The following is a 19,476-nucleotide window of genomic DNA, read 5'->3' as shown; positions in this document are numbered from 1 at the left end:
AGCGGGGAACGTCGGGAGGGCGTAGCCCGACCAGAGTTTTCCGCTCGCAGCGTCGGCGATCTTATTGGTGAGGGTTGGCGGTTTTTCGTGCCCGGCTTTGCGCGAGGCGATAGCTGTCGCCGTTCATCTCGAGGATGCTGACGTGGTGGGTCAGCCGGTCGAGGAGTGCGCCTGTGAGGCGCTCGGAACCGAACGTTTCCGTCCATTCGTCGAAGGGCAGATTGCTGGTGATCAGGGTGGAGCCACGCTCGTAACGCTGCGAGATCAGCTCGAACAACAGCTCGGCGCCGGTTTTGGAGAGCGGCACGAAGCCCAGCTCGTCGATGATGAGCAGCTTGTAGCCCGCCATCTGCTTCTGGAAGCGCAGAAGACGGCGTTCGTCGCGCGCCTCCATCATCTCGCTGACGAGCGCGGCCGCTGTGGTGAAGCCGACGGACAATCCCCTCTGGCAGGCCGCCAAGCCGAGGCCGATCGCGACGTGGGTCTTGCCCGTGCCGCTGGGGCCGAGCGCGATGACGTTCTCGCGGCGCTCGATCCATTCGCACCGCGCCAGTTCCAGCACCAGCATCTTGTTGAGCTTCGGGATGGCGGCGAAGTCGAAGCTGTCGAGGCTTTTTGCGGCGGGGAACTTTGCCGCCTTGATGCGGCGTTCGACCATCCGCCGTTCCCGATCGATCAGTTCCAGCTCGACCAGCCGGGCAAGGTAGCGGACATGATCCACGCCCTCGACCGCACATTGCCGGGCAAGTTTGTGGTGCTCACGCTGGAAGGTCGGCAGCTTCAAGGTCTTGAGGTGGTGGGCGAGCAGGAGTTCTGGAGCATCGCTGCTCATGCCGGTTCCTCCTTACGGTCCAGCAGGCGCATATAGGCCTTGGCCGACGTCTTCTCGACAGTGGCTCTGGGCAGATAGGGATAGATGTCGAGGTCCAGCTTTGGTGGCCTGCGTTCGGCCCGGCACAGGACGAGGTGCTTCACGGCGTCGAAGCTGATGGCGCCCAGATGCAGCGCCTGCTTCACGGCTGCGTGCAGATCGGCCAGAGCAACAGAACGGTTTTGTTAGGAGTTCTAAGTCGATAAGCAATAGACCTTGGCAGCGCGTAGGCGGTAATGTCTGCCTTGGGGTGGAAGGCGGAAGTTCGGCTTGGACGACATGAAGGTCTGCAGAGCGGACGGAGCGGCTTTCGCTGCGATTACTCGAACGGCCGCTTTGGCGTGAATCTAAATTCAAACAGCAAAGCGCCCGATGGGTTGCACCGGGCACTTCTTTCTCAAGTCACCTCGAGATTACTTGGTAGCGAGGATTTCGAAATTGTGGACGTTTGCCACCACACCGTCGTCCCATCCACCTGAGATCAATTCTGAAGCCTTTTCATTCAGGAGTCCGGCGACTTGTCCGGCAAAGTGCGCTTCGCGGCCAGAGTTGTCGGCAAAGATGTCGAAGATGGCGAAGTTGGTCTCGTCAATCTGCAGCGCCGCCCAGAACAATGTCTTGGGTTCAGTTTCTGCGACGATGGGGCCGGCGGCGGTCAGCAAGGCTGCCAATTCGGGGCCTTTACCTGGAGCAGCTTTGAGCTTGATGTAAGTTGCGGTCGTCGCCGTGTAGAGATCAACCGGCGCCTTTGCCGAGAGGACATCGGAGTTGTTGATATTCGCGACAACACCGTCGTCCCATCCGCCGTCGACCAGCGCGTCGGCGTTTTGGTTCAAAGCCGCAGCAACCGCTCCTGAGAAGTGAGCGTCGCGTGCTTCTTCGTCTGCGAAGATGTCAAAGATTGCGAGCGTGTCATCGGCTTGCAGAGCAAACCAAAGGACGGTGCCCGGCTCTGTGTCCCGCACGATCGCTGCGGCACCAGCCAGAAACTCCGCGAAAGCTCCGGTCTGGCCTTCGGCGGCCGGCATGGCGATGTAGCTGGCTGTATGATTTACCATTGGGTTGTCCTGTGCAGTTGCAGAAGTTGTGATCAGCGCCAGTGCGGCGACTGTCTGAAGGATTTGCGTTTTCATGGTCGTCTCCTGATCTGAAGTGCACCGTGCTTGGCTTCGATGCACTCTTGTCCCATGCCGGATGCTTCGGACTCCAATTCCGAAATTCTATTCTTTGATAGACATGGGCTATCGAAGTTGTTTTGATGACCTGAATCGAGATGTGACGGAGAATGCGGCGATGGAAATGAACCAGATCAGGTATTTTCTCGCGGTATGCGAGCACCGGAACTTCACCCATGCGGCCAGTGCCTCCAATGTCTCCCAACCTTCCTTGACGACTGCGATCAAGAAACTTGAAGACGAGCTTGGAGGTGACCTGTTTGTCAGGGACCGTGCGGGATGCCGGCTTACGGCACTCGGAAAACTCGTGCAGCCAAGGTTGCAGACGGTTCATGATGAGACGCGACAGGCTAAGGCCGAAGCGGTCCGTCATTTGCGCTTGGAGCGGGTTCCAATTTCTGTCGGTATCGGCGAAACGATTGGCCACAACAGGATTTCGGCAGCTTTGGAGCGTACTCGTACACGATTGCCGCAAGCCGAAATCGAACTGATCGTTGCGTCATCCTCCGAGCTTCTTGCTGGGTTGCGAGATGGTGAATTTGACGTTGTCGTCACAGCAGAGAAGGTCAGCGAAGACCTCTATCGCATAGATCATCTCTATGATGAGGACTACAAGGTAGTGGTGTCAAAGTCGCACCCGTTGTCTGAACTAGATGCGATTTCTCTTTCGACTCTTGCTGGAACTGACATGCTTGACCGACTAAATTGCGAAATGCGGGATGCTTTGCATGGGACCTGCGCGGATCATGGTCACGAACTCTACGCGGCCTATCGGTCAAATCGCGTGGATTGGCTAGTTGAACTTGCTCGGCAAGGGTCAGGTGCGGTGATCCTGCCAGCCACCGCTATTCCTTCGGACACGGGCCTTGTGTCGAAACCCATCGATGGCCTTGAAATATCAAGAACTGTTTTGGCCCTTCGATATCGGCACCAAACGACGAGACCAGAGACAAATGATCTGATCCGTGAGATGACGCGCATGCCGGCGTAGTGAGGTCGGCCATCGACATTCGCCCATCGTGCAGCATTCGTCACTCTGGGCTCCGTGCTGCCTTTCACTGCAACGGACACGAGCGCCAGCTAAGGGCCGGAAATGACGCCGCTCCTGTAAACGCGGAACGTCCGCTTTCCCGAGTTCGTTCCAGCAAGGTGCCTGTCAGGTTACGGCCCCGAATCTACGTTCTGCGGAGCGAAATGAGAGCGTTGGGTGCCGGCGCACGCCAGACCATCTGCCAGCTCTCGATGACATTGGATTGCGTTACCGCAAGCGCGGGAAGAGCGACCCAGGCAGGAACCCGATGGCCCAGCAACGCGCGCACCGTGGTCTTGGCGCCGACCGCCCCTTGAGCAAAAGGCTGTTGTGCTCCTATACCCTTTATGATGGCGTTGTCGGCGAGGGCGACTGCGACGTCACGGCCCAGATCGATAGTGGTCAGCGGCACGGAGCGCTCCTGAGCCTTCAATGCTGTCATTGCGCCAATCGCGGGCGCCTCCCAGACCACGAAGAGGGCGGCAATGTCGGCGTCGCTCTGTAGAAGCGCTTCGGTCTCGGCCCTTGCGTCTTCGATGGCCGAGAATTTGCGCGTTGCGATGCGGACGTCGGGGCGATTGGCCTGGATCCACTTGGCGAACGCGATCTCGCGCTCGTTGGTGGCATAAAAGTCGACACCATACGCCAGCACACCCAAGTGTCCTTCACTTGGAACATAGGGCGAGAGCAGCTCGGCCGCCACCTGGCCCAGCCCGAAATTGTCCGCCGAAACGAGACTCACATAGTCGCTGCCCGGCAGCAGTCCAGTGGGAACGTTGTCGAGCAGGATGAGTTGTATGCCCGCCTTGGCGACTCTGCGGTGGGCCTCAACAACATCGGCGTTTCCGATCGGGATCGAAACTATCGCGTCGACTCCGGAAGCGATCAGTCGGTCGAGTGCCTCGACTTGTCGGCGAGGATCGAAGTGACAATCGACCACCTCCGGCACGATGGCGCCATAGTCACCCAAGGTGCCCACAATTCCCGCAAGTTGTTGTTTCGAATAGTCCCCGTTCATGGTGTGCATCACGACGGTGACCGAAAATCCCCGCTCGCGCGATGCCGCGATGTCGGTCTCCGAAAGCTCTACACTTGATGGCGGTGTCGCCCGTTCGCCATGCGGGCCAAGCCCGGAAATAGGCATTCCGTCTCTCCCTATGCGGTCGGCGCTGGCGGCTGTGGCCGGGTCGGCACTGCCGCAAGGCGCTGGTTCGCTGCATCGAGCGCATCTTGAAATCCAGGGTGGTCCAGCACGCTGCCCTGCGTGATCCAGCCACGCAAGGTGGCGGTGGAAAAAATCTGTTCGGTGACGACAGCAGCCGCGCCGACCAAACCGGCCGAACTTCCCATTTGTGAGCGCAGAATACGAAGATCGCGCGTTACGAGGGGATGGGAGTTGCGATAGACCGCTTCGCGGACCGCTGCGAGAATAGTGTCGCTGGTCTGCGCCGCGCTTCCTCCCAGGACGATGAGGGCGGGATTGATCATGTTCGTCAGTGCCGCGACGGTCTCACCGATCAGGCGTCCACTCTTTGAGAGCAGTTCAGTAGCGATGCTGTCGCCCATCTGCGCGGCCTGTCCGACATCGATAGCCGTGATTTCGCCCAGGCGGTCCAATGTGTCCGCGAGATACGGACTCTGACCACTGAGTGCTGCGGTCGTTGCCGCTGCCGCAATGGCTGTGCTGCCCGCTGCCGCTTCAAGAGTGGGTGATCCTGCCACAGTAGCGACGGGAATTTGTCCAATCAGACCCGCCGCACCCTGGGCGCCGCGGTAGACGGTTCCGTTGACGGCAATGCCGGCGCCGATGCGGGTGCCGACCTTGATAAACAGCATTGTCTGCTGACCCACGCCGCCTCCGGCTTTGAGTTCGCCCATGGTCATAGTCTCGACGCTCGAACGCATCCATACCGGGGCGTTAAAATGCACCAGCAGTCGCTCGACGAACGGAAACCCTTCCCAGCCGGGCATGAATTCGGGTGTCCGGCAAAGAAAATCGGCGCCTTCGACCACGGCAACGGGGCCGGGCACAGACAGCCCGACACCCCAGACCGGCTTCCTATTCTGGTGCTTTTCGAGAACCCATTCGAACAGCGCAATGAGCCGATTCAGAATGGGCGAGGGATCGGACGCAAGGTCGATGGCCTCATGGTGTTCCATGAGCAGGTGTCCATCGAGATCAGCAATGCCCACGCCCAGCGCGGTCTGGTCCAGCGTAGCGACGAGCACCCGGCCGATATCTGCATTGAACCGCACGAGCCGGGGTGCGCGCCCCCCGCTCGCGGCACCGAGTTCGCTTTCGTCAACGAGATCCAGCCCGGTAAGGGTGGCTAGCCGGTCCGCCACCACGGCGCGGCCCAGTTCGCTTTCCCGCTCGATCTCCTGTCGCGTACTAGCGATTCCAGTCCGCACCAGCGTCAGGACCGTTGAGAGGGAGTTGACTACCGCTTCGCCTGAACGGCCGCGCACCTTTGAAGCGGGGCGTGGAGACGCTTTTTGTCTGTCCACTTTCATGTCTCGACTGCCTGTGCGGGTTCGCGTTCAGCCTTTCGGCGCGGAAAATTCGCGACTTCAAGCGATATATGGTCATTCTTAAACACGCAAGCATCAGACTTATGCTGATTATCAGCAAAAGTTTGCGTACTTATGCAGAATGTCCATTGACTTGCCCTTTTCTCTGAGCAAAAGTGCCCCCATGCACCCAACTACGAGGTGTGAGGGAGGATCGGGCAAAACAGGTGTCGCCCTTGCGGCACGTGACACGCCGAAGATCCGCAAACGAAGAATTCCAACACGCCGCCGGGCATCACTTCCGGCGAACGGAGGAGCCATGTCGCGCTGGAAGCTGGCGTATCACGCCAATTGCTGGGGCCCCCTGGGGGGGCATCCGGTCGGGGTCACCTCGATCGGGCAGCTCAACTACATGACCTTTGCGGATATGCGCACGGCTCTGTCCGACATCGCGCGCGCCGGATATGAAGGTGTGGAAGTGTTCGACGGAAACCTTCTGGGCTACGCGGAGGAAAAGTCCGAGCTCAAAGCACTTCTGTCGGACACAGGGCTCGAGCTTCTGGCTGTCTATGTTGGCGCCAATCTGATCTTTGACGATGTTCTCGAAGAGGAACTTAGCAAGATAGAGGCGGTGGCAGCGCTGGCTGCCGAGTTTTCCACGCCACATCTGGTCGTCGGCGGTGGTGCGCGCCGGCGTGCAGGTCCGCGGCCCGATGATTACAAGAAGACCGCCGCCGGGCTCGACAAGGTTGCGGCCATTGCCGAAAGGCACGGGCTGGAGCCGCATTACCATCCGCACCTGTCGACGCTCGCCGAAACGCCAGACGAAATAGCGCAGATATTCGCCGAGACCGACATAGCGTTCTGTCCCGACACGGCCCATCTGGCGGGGGCGGGCGGCGATCCTGCGGCGCTCATCCGGAAGTACAAGGACCGGATTTCCTACGTACACCTCAAGGGCCTGCAGCGGGAGCCCTTCGGCTTCACGCCGCTCGACGAAGGCGACCTCGACATGACCGCCATTGTCGATGCGCTCAAAGAGGTCGGGTTTTCCGGCTGGGTGTCCACTGAACTCGATGCATGGTCCGACCCATTCGAGGGTGCGACCCGCAGCAAGGCGTTTCTCGATAAGGTGGCAGGCTAGAACTTCACATTTTCAACGATTGCACAACGGGAGGAGACCCAAATGCAAATTTTCAAGACATCTCTCATGGCTGCGACGCTCTTGTCCGTGACCGCCACGGGGGCGGCGCTGGCCCAGAGCCCGGATGAAGCTCTCGCGACCCTCTCGGAACGGGTCCTGTCCACAGGCCCGGGCGGAGAAGAGCCGACGGCTGCCGCCGAAATCACGCTCAGCGACGATGAGCTCGCCCAGATCGCGGACATGAACGCAACCGCGGCCATCGTTATGCACTATGGCGGCAATGACTGGGCGCAGGCTCAGATCGACGGTCTCAATCAGCAGTTCGAGGAAATGGGAATCGAAGTCATCGCCGTCACCGATGCCGGTTTCGCCCCTGAAAAGCAGGTTTCGGACATCGAGACGATTCTCGCGCAAAGTCCCGACATCATCGTTTCCATTCCCACCGATCCGGTGGCGACGGCCGATGCATATCGCCAGGCCGCGGCCCAGGGTGTCGAACTGGTCTTCATGGACAATGTTCCGGCCAATATGGAGGCGGGCACCGACTACGTAAGCGTTGTTTCGGCCGACAACTACGGCAACGGTGTCGCATCGGCGCACCTGATGGCAAAGGCCCTCGAGGGCGAGGGGCAGATCGGCGTCGTCTTCCATGCTGCCGACTTCTTTGTGACCCAGCAGCGCTACGATGCATTCACGGCGACGATCTCCGAAAATTATCCCGGGATCGAGATCGTGGACGAGCAGGGCATTGCCGGTCCTGACTTCACTGGCCAGGCTGAGCGTGCAGCCTCGGCGATGATGACCGCCAATCCCGGGATCAACGGCATCTGGGCGGTCTGGGATGTTCCGGCCGAGGGCGTGATTGCAGCCGCACGCGCCAACGGGCGCGACGACCTTGTGATCACTACCATCGATCTTGGTGAGAATGTTGCCATCGACATGGCGCGCGGTGGCTACATCAAGGGGCTTGGAGCGCAGCAGCCGTTCGCCCAGGGGCAGACCGAGGCCAAGCTCGCCGGCTACGCGCTGCTCGACAAGGACGCTCCGGTCTATGTTGCCCTGCCGGCGCTGCCAGTCGAGCAGTCCAACCTGCTCGAAGCCTGGGAAACGGTCTACTCCCAGCCGGCTCCCGACACCGTCGTCCAGAGCATGAGCCAGTAACTCGAGCGTGAGATCGCGGCGGCCGGACCCTCCCTTCGGCCGCCGGATCGGCGTCACCGGCACCAAACATCTCCCTGCAAGCGCTGTGCTGTCGCTCCGACTGCGCACACAAGAGGAATTTGGATCAAGACAATGAAGCGTATGAATGTAGCGATGATCGGCGGCGGGTTCATGGGCAAGGCCCATGCCATGGCCTACGCGGCGATGCCGATGTTTTTCTGGCCCGCTCCGGCCATCCCGGTGCGCAAGGTGGTGGTCGATATCACCCAAGAAGCAGCGGACGATGCCAGGGTCCGGTTCGGGTTCGAAGAATCCTCCGCGGACTGGCGCTCCGTGGTCGAGCGCGACGACATCGATGTTGTCGACATCGTCACACCCAATGACAGCCATGCCGAAATAGCCATTGCTGCCGCAAAGGCAGGCAAGCACATTATCTGCGAGAAGCCCCTTGCCCGAACGGGCGAAGAGGCCAAACCCATGCTCGATGCGGTGCGCGAGGCAGGGGTCATCCATATGGTGGCTTTCAACTATCGCCGCACGCCGGCCGTTGCGTTGGCGCGCAAGTTCATTGACGAAGGCCGCATCGGCGACATCGTCAACTTTCGCGGCACCTATCTGCAGGATTGGTCCGCCGATCCCGACAGCCCGCTCTCGTGGCGATTCCAGAAGAACGTGGCAGGCTCCGGAGCTGTCGGCGACATCGGCACCCACGTGCTGGACTTCGCTCGCTACCTCGCGGGCGAAATCACCGGAGTATACGCGGTCAACCGCACCCTCATTCCTAGCCGACCGGTTGCCAGTGGGCACCTGGACAAGCTCGGAGCGGGCGGAGGTGGAGCTGGCGCCGAGCGAGGCGCCGTGGATGTCGACGACGAGACGATCACCCTCTTGCGCTTTGCCAACGGTGCTATGGGTTCCCTGGAGGCTTCTCGCAACGCCTATGGCCGCAACAACTACCTGACCTTCGAAGTGCACGGCACCAAAGGCTCTCTGGTCTTTAACTATGAACGCCGCGACGAATTGCAGGTCATGTTCGCCGACGATCCGGCTGATGCGCGAGGATTCCGCACCATCTATACCGGTGCCGCCCATCCCTACGGTGAGGGATTGTGGCCGATCCCGGCGCTGGGTATCGGGTATGGCGAAACCAAGATCGTCGAGTGCTATGATCTCTTCAAGGCGATCGCCGAGAATACCCAGCCCAGCCCCAACTTCGAGGACGGGTATAGAATCTCTCAGATCGCAGACGCCATGATCCGTTCAGGGGAGAGCGGCAGCTGGGTCGAGATTTGAGCATGGAGGGGGCAAAGGTGTCGGACTATGCCGTGGAGATGCGCGGAATTTCAAAGCGCTTTGGTGGCGTCCATGCCCTAAAAGGTGTCGATCTGGCCGTGCGAAGCGGCGAAGTCCATGCGCTGCTGGGCGAAAACGGGGCAGGCAAGTCGACGATTCTCAAGGTCTTGCAAGGGGTGTTAACCCCCGATGCCGGGAGCATCGTCGTCAACGGGCGTGAGGTTTCGCACTTGACGCCCCGGACGGCCGCCGACCTGGGGATCGGTATGATCTTTCAGGAAATGAGCCTTGTCCCCTCGCTCACCGTGGCCCAGAACATTTTTCTGGCGCGGGAGCCGCTTGGGGGTGGCGGCCTGATCGCCGATCGCGAAATGGAACGCCGTGCTCGGGACATCTTCGCGTCGATGGGGGTGGCGATCGACCCGGGCGTCGAAGTGGCAGACCTGAGTGCCGGCCAGCAACAGCTCACGGAAATCGCCAAGGCGCTCAGCCGGAACGTCAATGTTCTGATTCTCGATGAACCCACATCCGCGCTCACGTCCACGGAAGTGAGCATCCTTTTTGATTTGCTGGCGGCTCTTCGGAAGGAAGGCAAGGCCATCATCTATGTTTCGCACCGCATGGACGAGATATTTCGCGTCGCCGATATGGCGACCGTCTTGCGTGATGGTGAACGGGTGGCGAGCCGGCCCATTGCCCAGTATTCCCTTGAGTCGCTTATTGCCGACATCATGGGCAAGGCCAGTCGCGACATGACCGAATTCATGTCGGCGAGTAATGCCGGCGAGGAGGTTGTGCTGCGGCTTCGCGACGTGTCGATTAAGGGACGCGAGGGCAGCATAAATCTCGAGCTGCACAGGGGCGAAGTTCTGGGCCTTGCCGGTCTTATGGGGGCGGGGCGCTCTCGTCTGGCGCGCATTCTGTTCGGGCTGGAGCGGGATGTCTCGGGGACCATTGAATTGCACGGCAAGCCTGTCGCCATCGAATCGCCAGGGGCTGCAAAGGCCCTTGGGTTTGCGCTCGTCCCCGAGGATCGGCGCCGCCAGGGTCTCGTTCTTGAGCATTCCATAGAGGACAATATCGCCCTGCCCGTTCTCGAGCGCGTTTCAGGCCGCGTCTTCATGCGAGGAAGCGATCTCACCCGCCTCGCGCAAAGGACCATAGAGGAACTCTCGATCAAGACGAGTTCTGAGCGCCTACCGGCCAATGCGCTCTCGGGCGGCAATCAGCAAAAAATCGTTATCGGGAAATGGCTCGCGGCCGCGCCGGACATTCTCATCATGGATGAACCGACAGCGGGGATCGATATCGGCTCAAAGACCGAAATCATCCAGCTGGTTCGGCGCCTGGCCGCCGAAGGGCGCTCGATCATCTTCATATCCTCGGAGCTCGCAGAGCTTCTGGCGGTTTCCGACCGTATAGCGGTGTTGGACAAGGGCTCGGTGCGGCGGATTGTCGACCGCAGCGAACTCACGCGTGAAGGGACCGAAACAGCCGAACCGGAAACCGAATTCCAGCGCGCCGAACATAGGCTGCAGCTCGTCCTTCAGGAGAGGAACTCCATTAATGTCTAACTTTCTCAGTATCGCTTCGCCGTCGGGACTGGTTGGCTGGTTCAAGTCGTCCTGGCGGCAGAACATTATCTATTTCGGTATCGTGGCGGTGTTCATTTTCTTCGCCATCACCCTAGGCGACCGCGGGTTCACCCATCCCCAGAACCTGCTCAACATCTTTCGCCAGAGCGCCATCATCGCCGTAATGGCGGTTGCTATGACTTTCGTTCTTGCCTCGGGCGAAATCGACCTCTCGGTGGGATCGGTCGCCGGACTGGCTTCGGTCACAACGGCCATGGGACTGATGAGCGGAGGCCTATTCTTCGGTATCGGTGCAGGGATACTGACAGGCTTGATCGTGGGGCTCGTCAATGGTCTGTTGACAACGCGCCTCAACATACCCTCCTTCCTCGTAACGCTGGCGATGATGGGGATTGCGGTGGGGACCGCGATGTGGATCAGCGATACGGCATCCGTTCCGATTCTCAACATGGGCTATGCCGCGTTTTTTGGCGGCGGCACGCCCTTCGGAATTCCCTCGCTCCTGTTGTGGATGCTGTGTTTCGGGCTCGTAGGGCACATTGTGCTCAAGCACACCCGGTTCGGCCGCCAAGTGCTGGCGGTAGGCGGAAACTTGACCGCGGCGCGCTACTCGGGCGTCAACACAAAGCGTATCAAGCTCGCCGTGCTCATGATTTCCTCGATGACCGCCGCTGTTGCTGGGATGCTCTATGCCGGGCGGCTGCAATCGGGCCGGTTCCAGCTTGGGGAAGGGGACGAGCTTTCCGTCATTGCCGCTGCGGTGCTGGGTGGTACAGCGCTCTTTGGTGGACGCGGGACGGTGATCGGTTCGATCTTCGGCGCGCTCATGATCGGGGTCATCAACAACGGCCTTATCCTGATGGGGCTCGAGTATTCCCAACAGCTGATTGCCCGTGGCGGGATAATTATCCTGGCGGTTGCGATCAGCCAAATGGGGCGCGCCAAGGAATAAAGTAATGTTGAGGCTAAGCGGAAAGACCTTTTCCCAGAGGTGGCATTCTTAACATGTACCTCGCGATGGCGCTGTGGGTTCCTCGGGGGACGACAGGATTATACAGCCCAAGTTAATGGCCAGTCATAGGGGAGATAGGTTGCAATCTGAGCACGTGGGTTGGCAATGAACTTCTGCTTTTGTTCCTCGCTTTTTATGACCCGACCGTCCACAAAGGCGTCGGACGCCGAACGTCCGCTTTTTCCAATTCATCGCCGAAACTTGATAGTCAGGTTTCGGCCCCAATTTCACCGTTGTGCTGATTGCTGGATCCCCCCCCGTGGATGACCGGTTGGGGGGTGGTTTCCTGCCTGACCGCTTTTGGGCAGCGGAGCCGGGAAGCGGCCATTCGCAAGATCGCACACCGGCTGCAAGGTTGCCTTCTTTTCAACCGTTCAATGCGAATGTGCCCACTGCTCAAAGCTGCCGGTCGTTATTGCCCGCATTGCGAAGACACTCGCATTGAACGGAAGCACTCGAGTTTTGTTTGAAGCGTCAAGCCCCGGTCACAGCATAAGCCAGCATTCCGGCGCCTCCCGCCCCGAGTAGGAGCGAGATTACTCCGACTTTAAACCGGAACGCGGCAACCAGGGAGGCGCCAACCAAAACTGCGGCGATCACATCGATGGTGGACCATACGGGAATGTCGATGGTGAAGCCAAATCCGGTGAAGGTTTTGACCTCGCGAAAGATGACATGCATACCAAACCAGACTGCGAGATTGAGCACGACCCCAACGACCGCCGCCGTGATCGTTGACAGGGCCGCCGCGAGTGCCCGGTTCTCACGCAGGCGCTCGACGAATGGGGCGCCAAGGAAAATCCACAGAAAGCATGGCGTGAAGGTCACCCAGGTTGTTAATAGACCACCGAGTGTGCCAGCCAGCAATGGGTGCATGGTGCCAGGATCACGGAAGGCACCCATGAAGCCAACGAACTGGGTGACCATGATTAGGGGGCCAGGGGTGGTTTCGGCCATGCCGAGCCCGTCGAGCATCTCACCGGGTGCCAGCCAACCATAGTTCTGGACAGCCTCCTGGGCAACGTAGGCCAGCACCGCATATGCGCCTCCAAACGTTACGACGGCCATCTGGGAGAAAAACAAGGCGATGGCCGTGAAAACGTTGTCCCATCCGGCGACTGCAACGAGAACAAGTGTTGGCGTCAGCCAGAGCAGAATCAGGATCGCGGATATGCGAATGGCCCAGGTCGCATCGACCCGTGCGTGCTCGGGCGTTGATTCTCCCAGTACCGTATCGGCGTCGGCAATAGTGGTGCGACCGGCACTGCCATGGCCCGCTCCACCTGCAAACCCGGAGACGCCGACGCGGTGTCCCAAATATCCGGCGAGCCCGGCTGCAGCGATGATCAGGGGAAACGGGATGGCGAAGGCAAATATGGCGATAAAGGAAAGCGCAGCGACAGCGATCATGACGTTTGATCGGAGGGCGCGACGGCCAATCCGCACCACGGCGTGGACGACGATCGCCAACACTGCCGCCTTGAGGCCATCAAACAGCGCTTCGACAAAGCCGACATTGCCATAGAGCGCATAGACCCAGCTCAGCACCATGATGGCCAGGATTCCGGGCAGGACAAACAGCAGGCCAGCTATAAAGCCGCCGAGCGTCCTGTGCATCAGCCACCCGATATAGACGGCAAGCTGTTGCGCCTCCGGCCCAGGCAGCAGCATGCAGAAATTGAGCGCATGCAGGAAACGCTGTTCGCCCAGCCATTTCTTTTCCTCAACGAGGACCCTGTGCATCAGGGCGATCTGACCGGCGGGACCACCAAAGCTCAGAAGTCCTATCCGCGCCCAGACAGTGAATGCTTCGCCCAATGTGGGGAAGGGTGCGGGCCTGGACGCCTGGCGTGCGAGCTGGTCATCCATTGGAGGTCTCCACCTTGTTGGTTGGCCAGTTATGCGTTTCCCCCGTTGCATCGCGCGCCCATCTGAAAAAGGCATCAAACAGCGTCATACCCGCTTCAAGCTGGGCGAGATCATCGGAATACATGCGTGACAGTCCAAGGGCTGCGGCAAGCAGTCCAGCGGCCTCGGGTTCGAGATCGAGCCTGTGGGTATCGGCTCCGCGCACGATGCGGGCCAAACGATCGAGCGCAGGAAGGTTGAGCCCGAATTCGGCGAGCATGACGTCGAAGGTGCACAACTCATCACGATGGCTCCAGAAGACATTCTCGATATCAAACGGGGCGGCCGCAAACAGCTCGCCAACGCGCTCGACCTCGGATGGCGCCACATAAAGAAATTGCGCGTTCTCATCAATGAAGCGACGGATCAGCCAGGGACAGGCGATCCTGTCGATCTTGGGTCGGGATCGGGTCACCCAAATGGTGTTCGTTCTTGCGTTCGAGGGGGGCAGTTTGGCGGGATCGAAGGTTGGCAGCTTGGCCTCGCTCCATGCCGCGAACCCACCTTCAAGGTATTCGGCAGCCAAGCCTTGCGTGCGCAGCAGCGCGGCCGCACCCTGGCTTATGGCGTGGCCCTGAGCACATAGTGTCACAACGTTCCGGCTGCCAAACCATTGCGGGCCGGATTCGATGGCATCGAGAGAGATATGCCTTGCTGTAGGCACAAGTTGAGGTGCCAAAGCAAAGTCGTCGCTGGTGCGAAGATCAAGGATCACGGGACATTTGGGAGTGCCGACAAGCTTGGCGAGTTTGTCAGCCGAAATGGAATCGGGCGCAGGCATAAGCGTTCCTTGTGTAACAGTGACGGAACGCGAGCTTTGGCTGTCGCCTCATGGGGAGATCGCGATCCCCATGAAAGCACCGTGCAAGCAAAATGGCGGCAAGTCAATTGCGAGATTGCCGACTGTTTTGCCAGCCCTCATCCGATCAACTGAACGATTGCCAGCCCGACAATGACCATGCCTGTTATGGCCTGCGCGGCCATCCCTACGCGATAAACCGTGCTGTCGTGATGTTCGAGCCATGAGGCCGCTCTGCGCCCAGCCCAGGATGCGACGATTCCCGTCAGTGTCAAAATGCCACCGACACCTACAATCATCGTCGCCGCGAATACCAAGCCCGCTTCAGGAACATTGTTGGCGAGGGCAAAGACCATGACGAACAGCGTGAGTGGGCAGGGAATGAGCCCCGCGGCAAGCCCAATGGCCATGCCTTGCCCCTGGTGTTTCCCGTGGCCGTGGCGATTGCCGCGGATGGCAGACCATATCATCCACGCCCCGATAGCGATCAGCAGGATGTGGCTTGCCGCCTCAATAGCAGGCGCGCGACCAGCGCCAACCAAGGTGCGCGAGATCAAAGTGCTGCCAACCAGGGCCAGGACAACTGCGGAACCGATATGGGTGAGGGTCATCACCATCGAGACAAACGCTGCACGCAATAGCGCAAGGCGGTTTCCGGCTGTATAGGTCGCCAGGATCAGCTTGTTGTGTCCCGGTGTCAGGGCATGGACCGCGCCGAAAAGGATGCCGATGGGCAGCGCGGCCAGCAGAGCTGACCAGTCCTGCGTTCGCGCGAAGGTCGATACGTAATCCCCCATGGTGTGATGGATCGTGGTTTGCAGATCGACAAGAAGTTCGAGCACGTTTGTTACCGGGTCGGCCAAGCGGCGTGGTCGGCGTCGATGACATAGGCATGGGCGTGACGAAACCCGCGCTGGGTCTTCTCGGCATCGGCAATGTGCGGATCGTCGGCATCAAGATCGTCATGAATATGGGTGACTACATCGGGATCGGATTTGGGCCACACGCGCAGTGCCGCGCCCGCACCGGCCGTCCCTATTGCTGCCATGGCCAAGAAGGCCAGGCCCATCCCGAAGGTGGCGCCAAGCCATCCCACGAGTGGGTAGGTCAAAAGCCAGCACGCGTGGGACAGTGCGAACTGGGCGGCAAAGACTGCCGGGCGATCTTCGGGGTGAGCCGACCGCCGCAACAGACGGCCCGATGGCGTGAGGGCGGCAGAATAAGCAGCACCGGCTAGAACCCAGAGGATCAACAGCATCGGAAAATTCGACACCATCGCCCCTACAATCATCACTCCGGATGCAAAAGCTGCCGCACCCAGCATGACAGGACGTTCGGAAATCCGGTCAAGCAGTGACGGAAGTGCAAGCGCGGCCAACATCGATCCGCCGCCGAACGCCGTTAGGGCCAATGCGGTATCTTGCTGGGTCAGGCCGAATTGCCCTTGAACGAGAACCACGGTGTTGACGATGATCATTGCACCTGCCGCTGCCGCAGCGAGATTGATGGCCAGCAGGCCCCGCAGGCGCGGCGTCTTGAGGTAAATGCGGATGCCCCGCGTCGTGCGATCATAAATGCCACGCGGCTGAGATGGCTGGGGGCTCGGCAATTGCACTGAGAGCACCAGGAGCGCCGAAACAAAAAAGCCGATGACCGTTCCGGCAAAGAGGCTGTTGAATGAAATGACGGTCAAAAGAGCTGCTGCCAAGAGCGGGCTCACCACGCTTTCGAGATCGTAAGCCAGGCGCGAAAGGGAGAGCGCCCGGGTATATTCGCGCTCGTCGGGCAGCACGTCCGGGATAGTCGCCTGAAAGGTCGGAGTGAACCCCGCCGAAGCCGATTGCAGCAGGAAGATCAGCAAGTAGACCTGCCAGATTTCGGTTACGAAGGGCAGAAAGACCGCGACCCCGCCACGCACCAGGTCGAGGGCCACCAGCATGGACCGGCGCGGCACGCGGTCGGCGAAAGCAGCAGCAATCGGGGCCACGCCCACATAGGCGATCATCTTGATGGCAAGGGCCGTTCCGAGAACGACACCGGCGTTTTCACCCGCCAACTCGAATGCGAGCAGTCCCAAAGCAACGGTGGCGAGCCCGGTGCCGATCAGCGCGATGATCTGGGCCGAGAAAAGATGGCGGTAGGTGCGGTTGGCCAGAATGGAAAGCATGATCGAAGTCTCACAGATATTTGGCGATGGCGCGAAATTCGTCGATCTCGACGCGACGCGCAGGATCGATGCTCTGTGTCGCATCGGTGAGGCAGTGATCGAGGTGATCGTGGATCAGCGCCTTCTTCGCCTGGGCGATTGCTCTTTCAACGGCGTGGAGTTGCTGGGCGATGTCGAGACAGGCGCGTTCTGTCTCGATCATCTCGATGACCGACTGCAGATGACCGCCAGCACGCTTGAGGCGCTTGACGATGGCGGGATGAGACTGGTGCGAAGGATGGGTGTTCATCTCTGTACCATATCCCCCTAGGGGGATATGGCAAGAGGTGTTGCTTGATCAGATGAGCTTACGAAGTTCCTGGTATTGGCCGCCAGTGCGCAAGGTTACTACCACGTCTTCGGAGCCTCGATTGCGGAAGAACCAGCCATGGTTTCCAGCAAAGGGAGCCTGGAGTTCGCCGCTGTCGCCGGGAACACCACGCCCTTCTTCGAAGGCGACCGATTGTCCACCGCCATCGCCGTGGGCGTCGAAATTGATCACCCCACCATCCACGATGAACTCATAGGTCGCGATTGCCCCCGATTCCATGACGAGCTTGTATTCGGTGCCCTCGCCAGGCGTAAGGGTGAACACGATCTCGTCTCGCCACTGCGGGGTCGTTGAAGCGACTTCGGGTTCGAGAACCTGTGGTTCGGTTGTGGCGGCGGCTTGTTGTTGCACCGGCGCCTGTTCGGAACCAGGCTTGGGTGCGCCGGAGGTAATGGCACCAGCTTGCAGGCCCATCACGATCTGTTCGAGAACATCGAGCCGCGATTGGAGCTGGGAGACATCGACGCCGGGTGTTCCGGCTTGCGGAACGGGCTGGCCCGCTGCAACCGCAGCGCTCAACGCCTCTTCGGCAGCAGCCTCTTCGGCCAACTGCATCTTGATCTCGCCCATCTCGGTAAGACCGAGTACGCGACCGATGCGCGTTGGATCGACACCGTATTCGGCTGGCAGAACCACGGCGATCAGGATTGCAATGGCGGCCACACCGGCGATGATTGTGGAGCGAACGAGGCGCTGCGTGGTCGGCAGGTCGGCCCGTTCGGGGAAGTCGGTATTGTACATTTTTCTCTCCTTACGGAACGACGAACAGGCCAACGACCTGATAGCCAAACAGGACGAACCCGGCGCAAATCATGGCAACATTGGCGGTATAGGCATGCTTCCAGAACGAGCGGGTGCGCCGCCAAAAGCCCATGACGATGAGGATCGTTGCGAGCGCCAGAAGCTGGCCGATCTCGACCCCGACATTGAAGGCGATGAGGTTGGGTAAGAGCCCATCTGGTGAGATGTCGTATTCGAGCACCTTGGTGGCGAGGCCAAGCCCATGGAACAGGCCAAAGACCAAGGTCGCCGCCTTGGTGTTGGGTTGAAACCCGAACCAGCGCTGGAACGCCCCGATGTTGTCGAGCGCTTTGTAGACCACCGACAACCCGATGATCGCGTCGATGAAATACGAACTGATCGCCCAGTTGAAAAACACACCGAGAAGCATCGTTGTCGAATGTCCGATCGCAAAGATCGAAACATAGATGCCGATGTGCTCCATTTTGTAGAGAAAGAAGATCACGCCCAAAAGGAACAGGATGTGATCGTAGCCTGTGAACATGTGCTTTGCCCCGAGATAGACGAAGGGCAAAAGGTTAATGCCGGTGATTTCGCCGATATATCCGGCATCACTTGTCGCAACGCCATGCGCGGCTGCACTGGTGGTCAGCGTAAGCAAGATGGCTGCAGCCCATCCGATACGCGTCCATAGGGCTTGTGGCCCGCTCCGTGTCGGAGCGCGGGCCGGAAGTAAATTTATGAACATGGAAATATCCATCCAAAGAGTTGAGGACCGACCCGATGGGCCGCACAACGCATTGATGGATCAGGGTCTCGGCGGTCGCTCGAATTCCGGCTTCAACGGAGAAGCAGCCCGCTCCTGGGCCATAGGATAGTCAATGCCCGCCACCGTTGCGGTCATCAGCGGGAAAGAAATCGGGACGCCAGGAACTTCGTGGGAGTGCTCACCGACATCTGACGAATGATAGTGCCCGTGAGACGATACCAGGACACCATGAACGTGGCCATGCTCGGAGAGCTCGGCCAGCATTTCGCCTACGCCGGAAGCATGTGCGCTGCTGGCGTTTACGGATCCCACCAGCAGGCTGAGGGCAGCGACCAGAAGCAGCACACAACGTCCAAGAATGGCAAAGCGACGGAAAATCATGAACGATAGGTAAATCAGGCGTGGTTAAAGCCTGGTTACGACGCCTCCTGGGAGAGGTGCACGGCACTTGTGGAGGAGAATAGGCTAAAAAATGGCAGCTTTTGAGAGCCGGTCACGCCTCTCTAAACGTCCGCTATGGGGTCGACTGCGGAATGGCGGCTTTCGCCGCTCCTTGGCCAGAACCCGACAGTCCGTTTCCGGCCCCAATTTTGCCTGCATGCAAAGCGCCCTTTGCACGAACATTTTGAAATTGCAGGAGCCGCGGCCATTTATGTCGACGGCAAGGTCTTTGACCGCATCGAGCAGCGCTTTGTCTACTACGAGAAGCGCGCTGCGGCATCCTGATCAGGTTGGTACGAATGGTACGAATAGAACCAATTTCGGTACGAATAGAAGGTCTTCACCGGTAACGAGCGGGAATGAGGAAGGGCAAATAGAGTGGTGGAAACAATCGGATAGCCCGATATTGCGCGACGCGCAGCCAACTCAGCAATGCGTTCACACGGCAGGGGTCACTGGTTCAATCCCAGTTACACCCACCATTTTTCA

The 19,476-nt window shown here is 59.6% G+C and carries 17 protein-coding genes and 1 pseudogene; 6 read left to right on the top strand and 12 right to left on the bottom strand.

Translation table 11 applies throughout. The features are described 5' to 3' along the window. Positions 1-61 precede the first annotated feature (61 nt). From istB to KKY_RS12660, 3 genes and pseudogenes are all read right to left on the bottom strand, one after another. Positions 62-832, bottom strand: a complete 771-nt coding sequence (istB, locus tag KKY_RS12670; RefSeq protein ID WP_014131760.1) for an IS21-like element helper ATPase IstB — start codon at positions 830-832, stop codon at positions 62-64. After that, positions 829-1,038: pseudogene (locus KKY_RS12665) on the bottom strand (IS21 family transposase); the annotation flags it as partial. The gene istB and the pseudogene KKY_RS12665, both read right to left, overlap by 4 nt. 246 nt (positions 1,039-1,284) lie before the next feature. Further along, positions 1,285-2,004 (bottom strand): hypothetical protein, encoded by a 720-nt coding sequence (locus KKY_RS12660; protein WP_014131758.1) that lies wholly within the window; start codon positions 2,002-2,004, stop codon positions 1,285-1,287. 160 nt (positions 2,005-2,164) lie between these two features. Between KKY_RS12660 and KKY_RS12655 the strand changes: the two genes are divergently transcribed. After that, entirely contained in the window at positions 2,165-3,037 is an 873-nt protein-coding gene (locus KKY_RS12655) for a LysR family transcriptional regulator (RefSeq protein ID WP_014131757.1), read from the top strand. Between the two features lie 184 nt (positions 3,038-3,221). Here KKY_RS12655 and KKY_RS12650 read toward each other — a convergent pair whose 3' ends face one another. Together KKY_RS12650 and KKY_RS12645 are read right to left on the bottom strand one after the other, a co-directional pair. Continuing rightward, complete coding sequence (locus tag KKY_RS12650; RefSeq protein WP_014131756.1) at positions 3,222-4,220, bottom strand: substrate-binding domain-containing protein; 999 nt, start codon at positions 4,218-4,220, stop codon at positions 3,222-3,224. An 11-nt stretch (positions 4,221-4,231) separates the two neighbouring features. Beyond that, positions 4,232-5,584, bottom strand: a complete 1,353-nt coding sequence (locus KKY_RS12645) for an ROK family protein (protein ID WP_244404012.1) — start codon at positions 5,582-5,584, stop codon at positions 4,232-4,234. Positions 5,585-5,906: 322 nt separating this feature from the next. Here KKY_RS12645 and KKY_RS12640 point away from each other — a divergent pair, with 322 nt between their 5' ends. The 5 genes from KKY_RS12640 (at position 5,907) to KKY_RS12620 (ending at position 11,732) form a co-directional block, all read left to right on the top strand. Continuing rightward, positions 5,907-6,731: a sugar phosphate isomerase/epimerase family protein gene (locus tag KKY_RS12640; protein ID WP_014131754.1), complete on the top strand. Its 825-nt coding sequence runs from the start codon at positions 5,907-5,909 to the stop codon at positions 6,729-6,731. 42 nt (positions 6,732-6,773) lie between these two features. Then, the gene (locus KKY_RS12635; RefSeq protein WP_014131753.1) at positions 6,774-7,892 is read left to right on the top strand and encodes a substrate-binding domain-containing protein; all 1,119 of its coding nucleotides are present in this window, start codon (positions 6,774-6,776) and stop codon (positions 7,890-7,892) included. A 141-nt stretch (positions 7,893-8,033) separates the two neighbouring features. Then, positions 8,034-9,185, top strand: coding sequence for a levoglucosan dehydrogenase (locus tag KKY_RS12630; protein ID WP_014131752.1), 1,152 nt, complete (start codon positions 8,034-8,036; stop codon positions 9,183-9,185). Positions 9,186-9,202: 17 nt separating this feature from the next. Further along, positions 9,203-10,759, top strand: a complete 1,557-nt coding sequence (locus KKY_RS12625) for a sugar ABC transporter ATP-binding protein (RefSeq protein WP_014131751.1) — start codon at positions 9,203-9,205, stop codon at positions 10,757-10,759. Next, positions 10,752-11,732, top strand: a complete 981-nt coding sequence (locus KKY_RS12620; protein ID WP_014131750.1) for an ABC transporter permease — start codon at positions 10,752-10,754, stop codon at positions 11,730-11,732. Before KKY_RS12625 ends, KKY_RS12620 begins: the two co-directional genes overlap by 8 nt. Positions 11,733-12,266: 534 nt before the next feature. Here the strand turns inward: KKY_RS12620 and chrA are convergent. From chrA to KKY_RS12585, 7 genes are all read right to left on the bottom strand, one after another. Further along, positions 12,267-13,661, bottom strand: a complete 1,395-nt coding sequence (gene chrA / locus KKY_RS12615; protein ID WP_014131749.1) for a chromate efflux transporter — start codon at positions 13,659-13,661, stop codon at positions 12,267-12,269. Further along, the gene (locus KKY_RS12610) at positions 13,654-14,481 is read right to left on the bottom strand and encodes a chromate resistance protein ChrB domain-containing protein (RefSeq protein ID WP_014131748.1); all 828 of its coding nucleotides are present in this window, start codon (positions 14,479-14,481) and stop codon (positions 13,654-13,656) included. Before KKY_RS12610 ends, chrA begins: the two co-directional genes overlap by 8 nt. 137 nt (positions 14,482-14,618) lie before the next feature. Next, positions 14,619-15,341, bottom strand: coding sequence for a HoxN/HupN/NixA family nickel/cobalt transporter (locus KKY_RS12605; protein ID WP_014131746.1), 723 nt, complete (start codon positions 15,339-15,341; stop codon positions 14,619-14,621). A gap of 5 nt (positions 15,342-15,346) precedes the next feature. Beyond that, entirely contained in the window at positions 15,347-16,666 is a 1,320-nt protein-coding gene (locus KKY_RS12600; protein ID WP_014131745.1) for an MFS transporter, read from the bottom strand. A 10-nt stretch (positions 16,667-16,676) separates the two neighbouring features. After that, the gene (locus tag KKY_RS12595) at positions 16,677-16,955 is read right to left on the bottom strand and encodes a metal-sensing transcriptional repressor (RefSeq protein WP_014131744.1); all 279 of its coding nucleotides are present in this window, start codon (positions 16,953-16,955) and stop codon (positions 16,677-16,679) included. Positions 16,956-17,003: 48 nt separating this feature from the next. Further along, positions 17,004-17,777, bottom strand: a complete 774-nt coding sequence (locus KKY_RS12590; protein ID WP_014131743.1) for a hypothetical protein — start codon at positions 17,775-17,777, stop codon at positions 17,004-17,006. 10 nt (positions 17,778-17,787) lie between these two features. After that, the gene (locus KKY_RS12585) at positions 17,788-18,525 is read right to left on the bottom strand and encodes a HupE/UreJ family protein (protein ID WP_083824265.1); all 738 of its coding nucleotides are present in this window, start codon (positions 18,523-18,525) and stop codon (positions 17,788-17,790) included. Between the last annotated feature and the right edge of the window lie 951 nt (positions 18,526-19,476).

The sequence above is a fragment of the Pelagibacterium halotolerans B2 genome (assembly GCF_000230555.1).
Taxonomy (GTDB): Bacteria; Pseudomonadota; Alphaproteobacteria; order Rhizobiales; family Devosiaceae; genus Pelagibacterium; species Pelagibacterium halotolerans.
The sequence above is the reverse complement of the archived record's forward strand: the minus strand, read 5'-3'. Positions and strand labels throughout refer to the sequence as shown.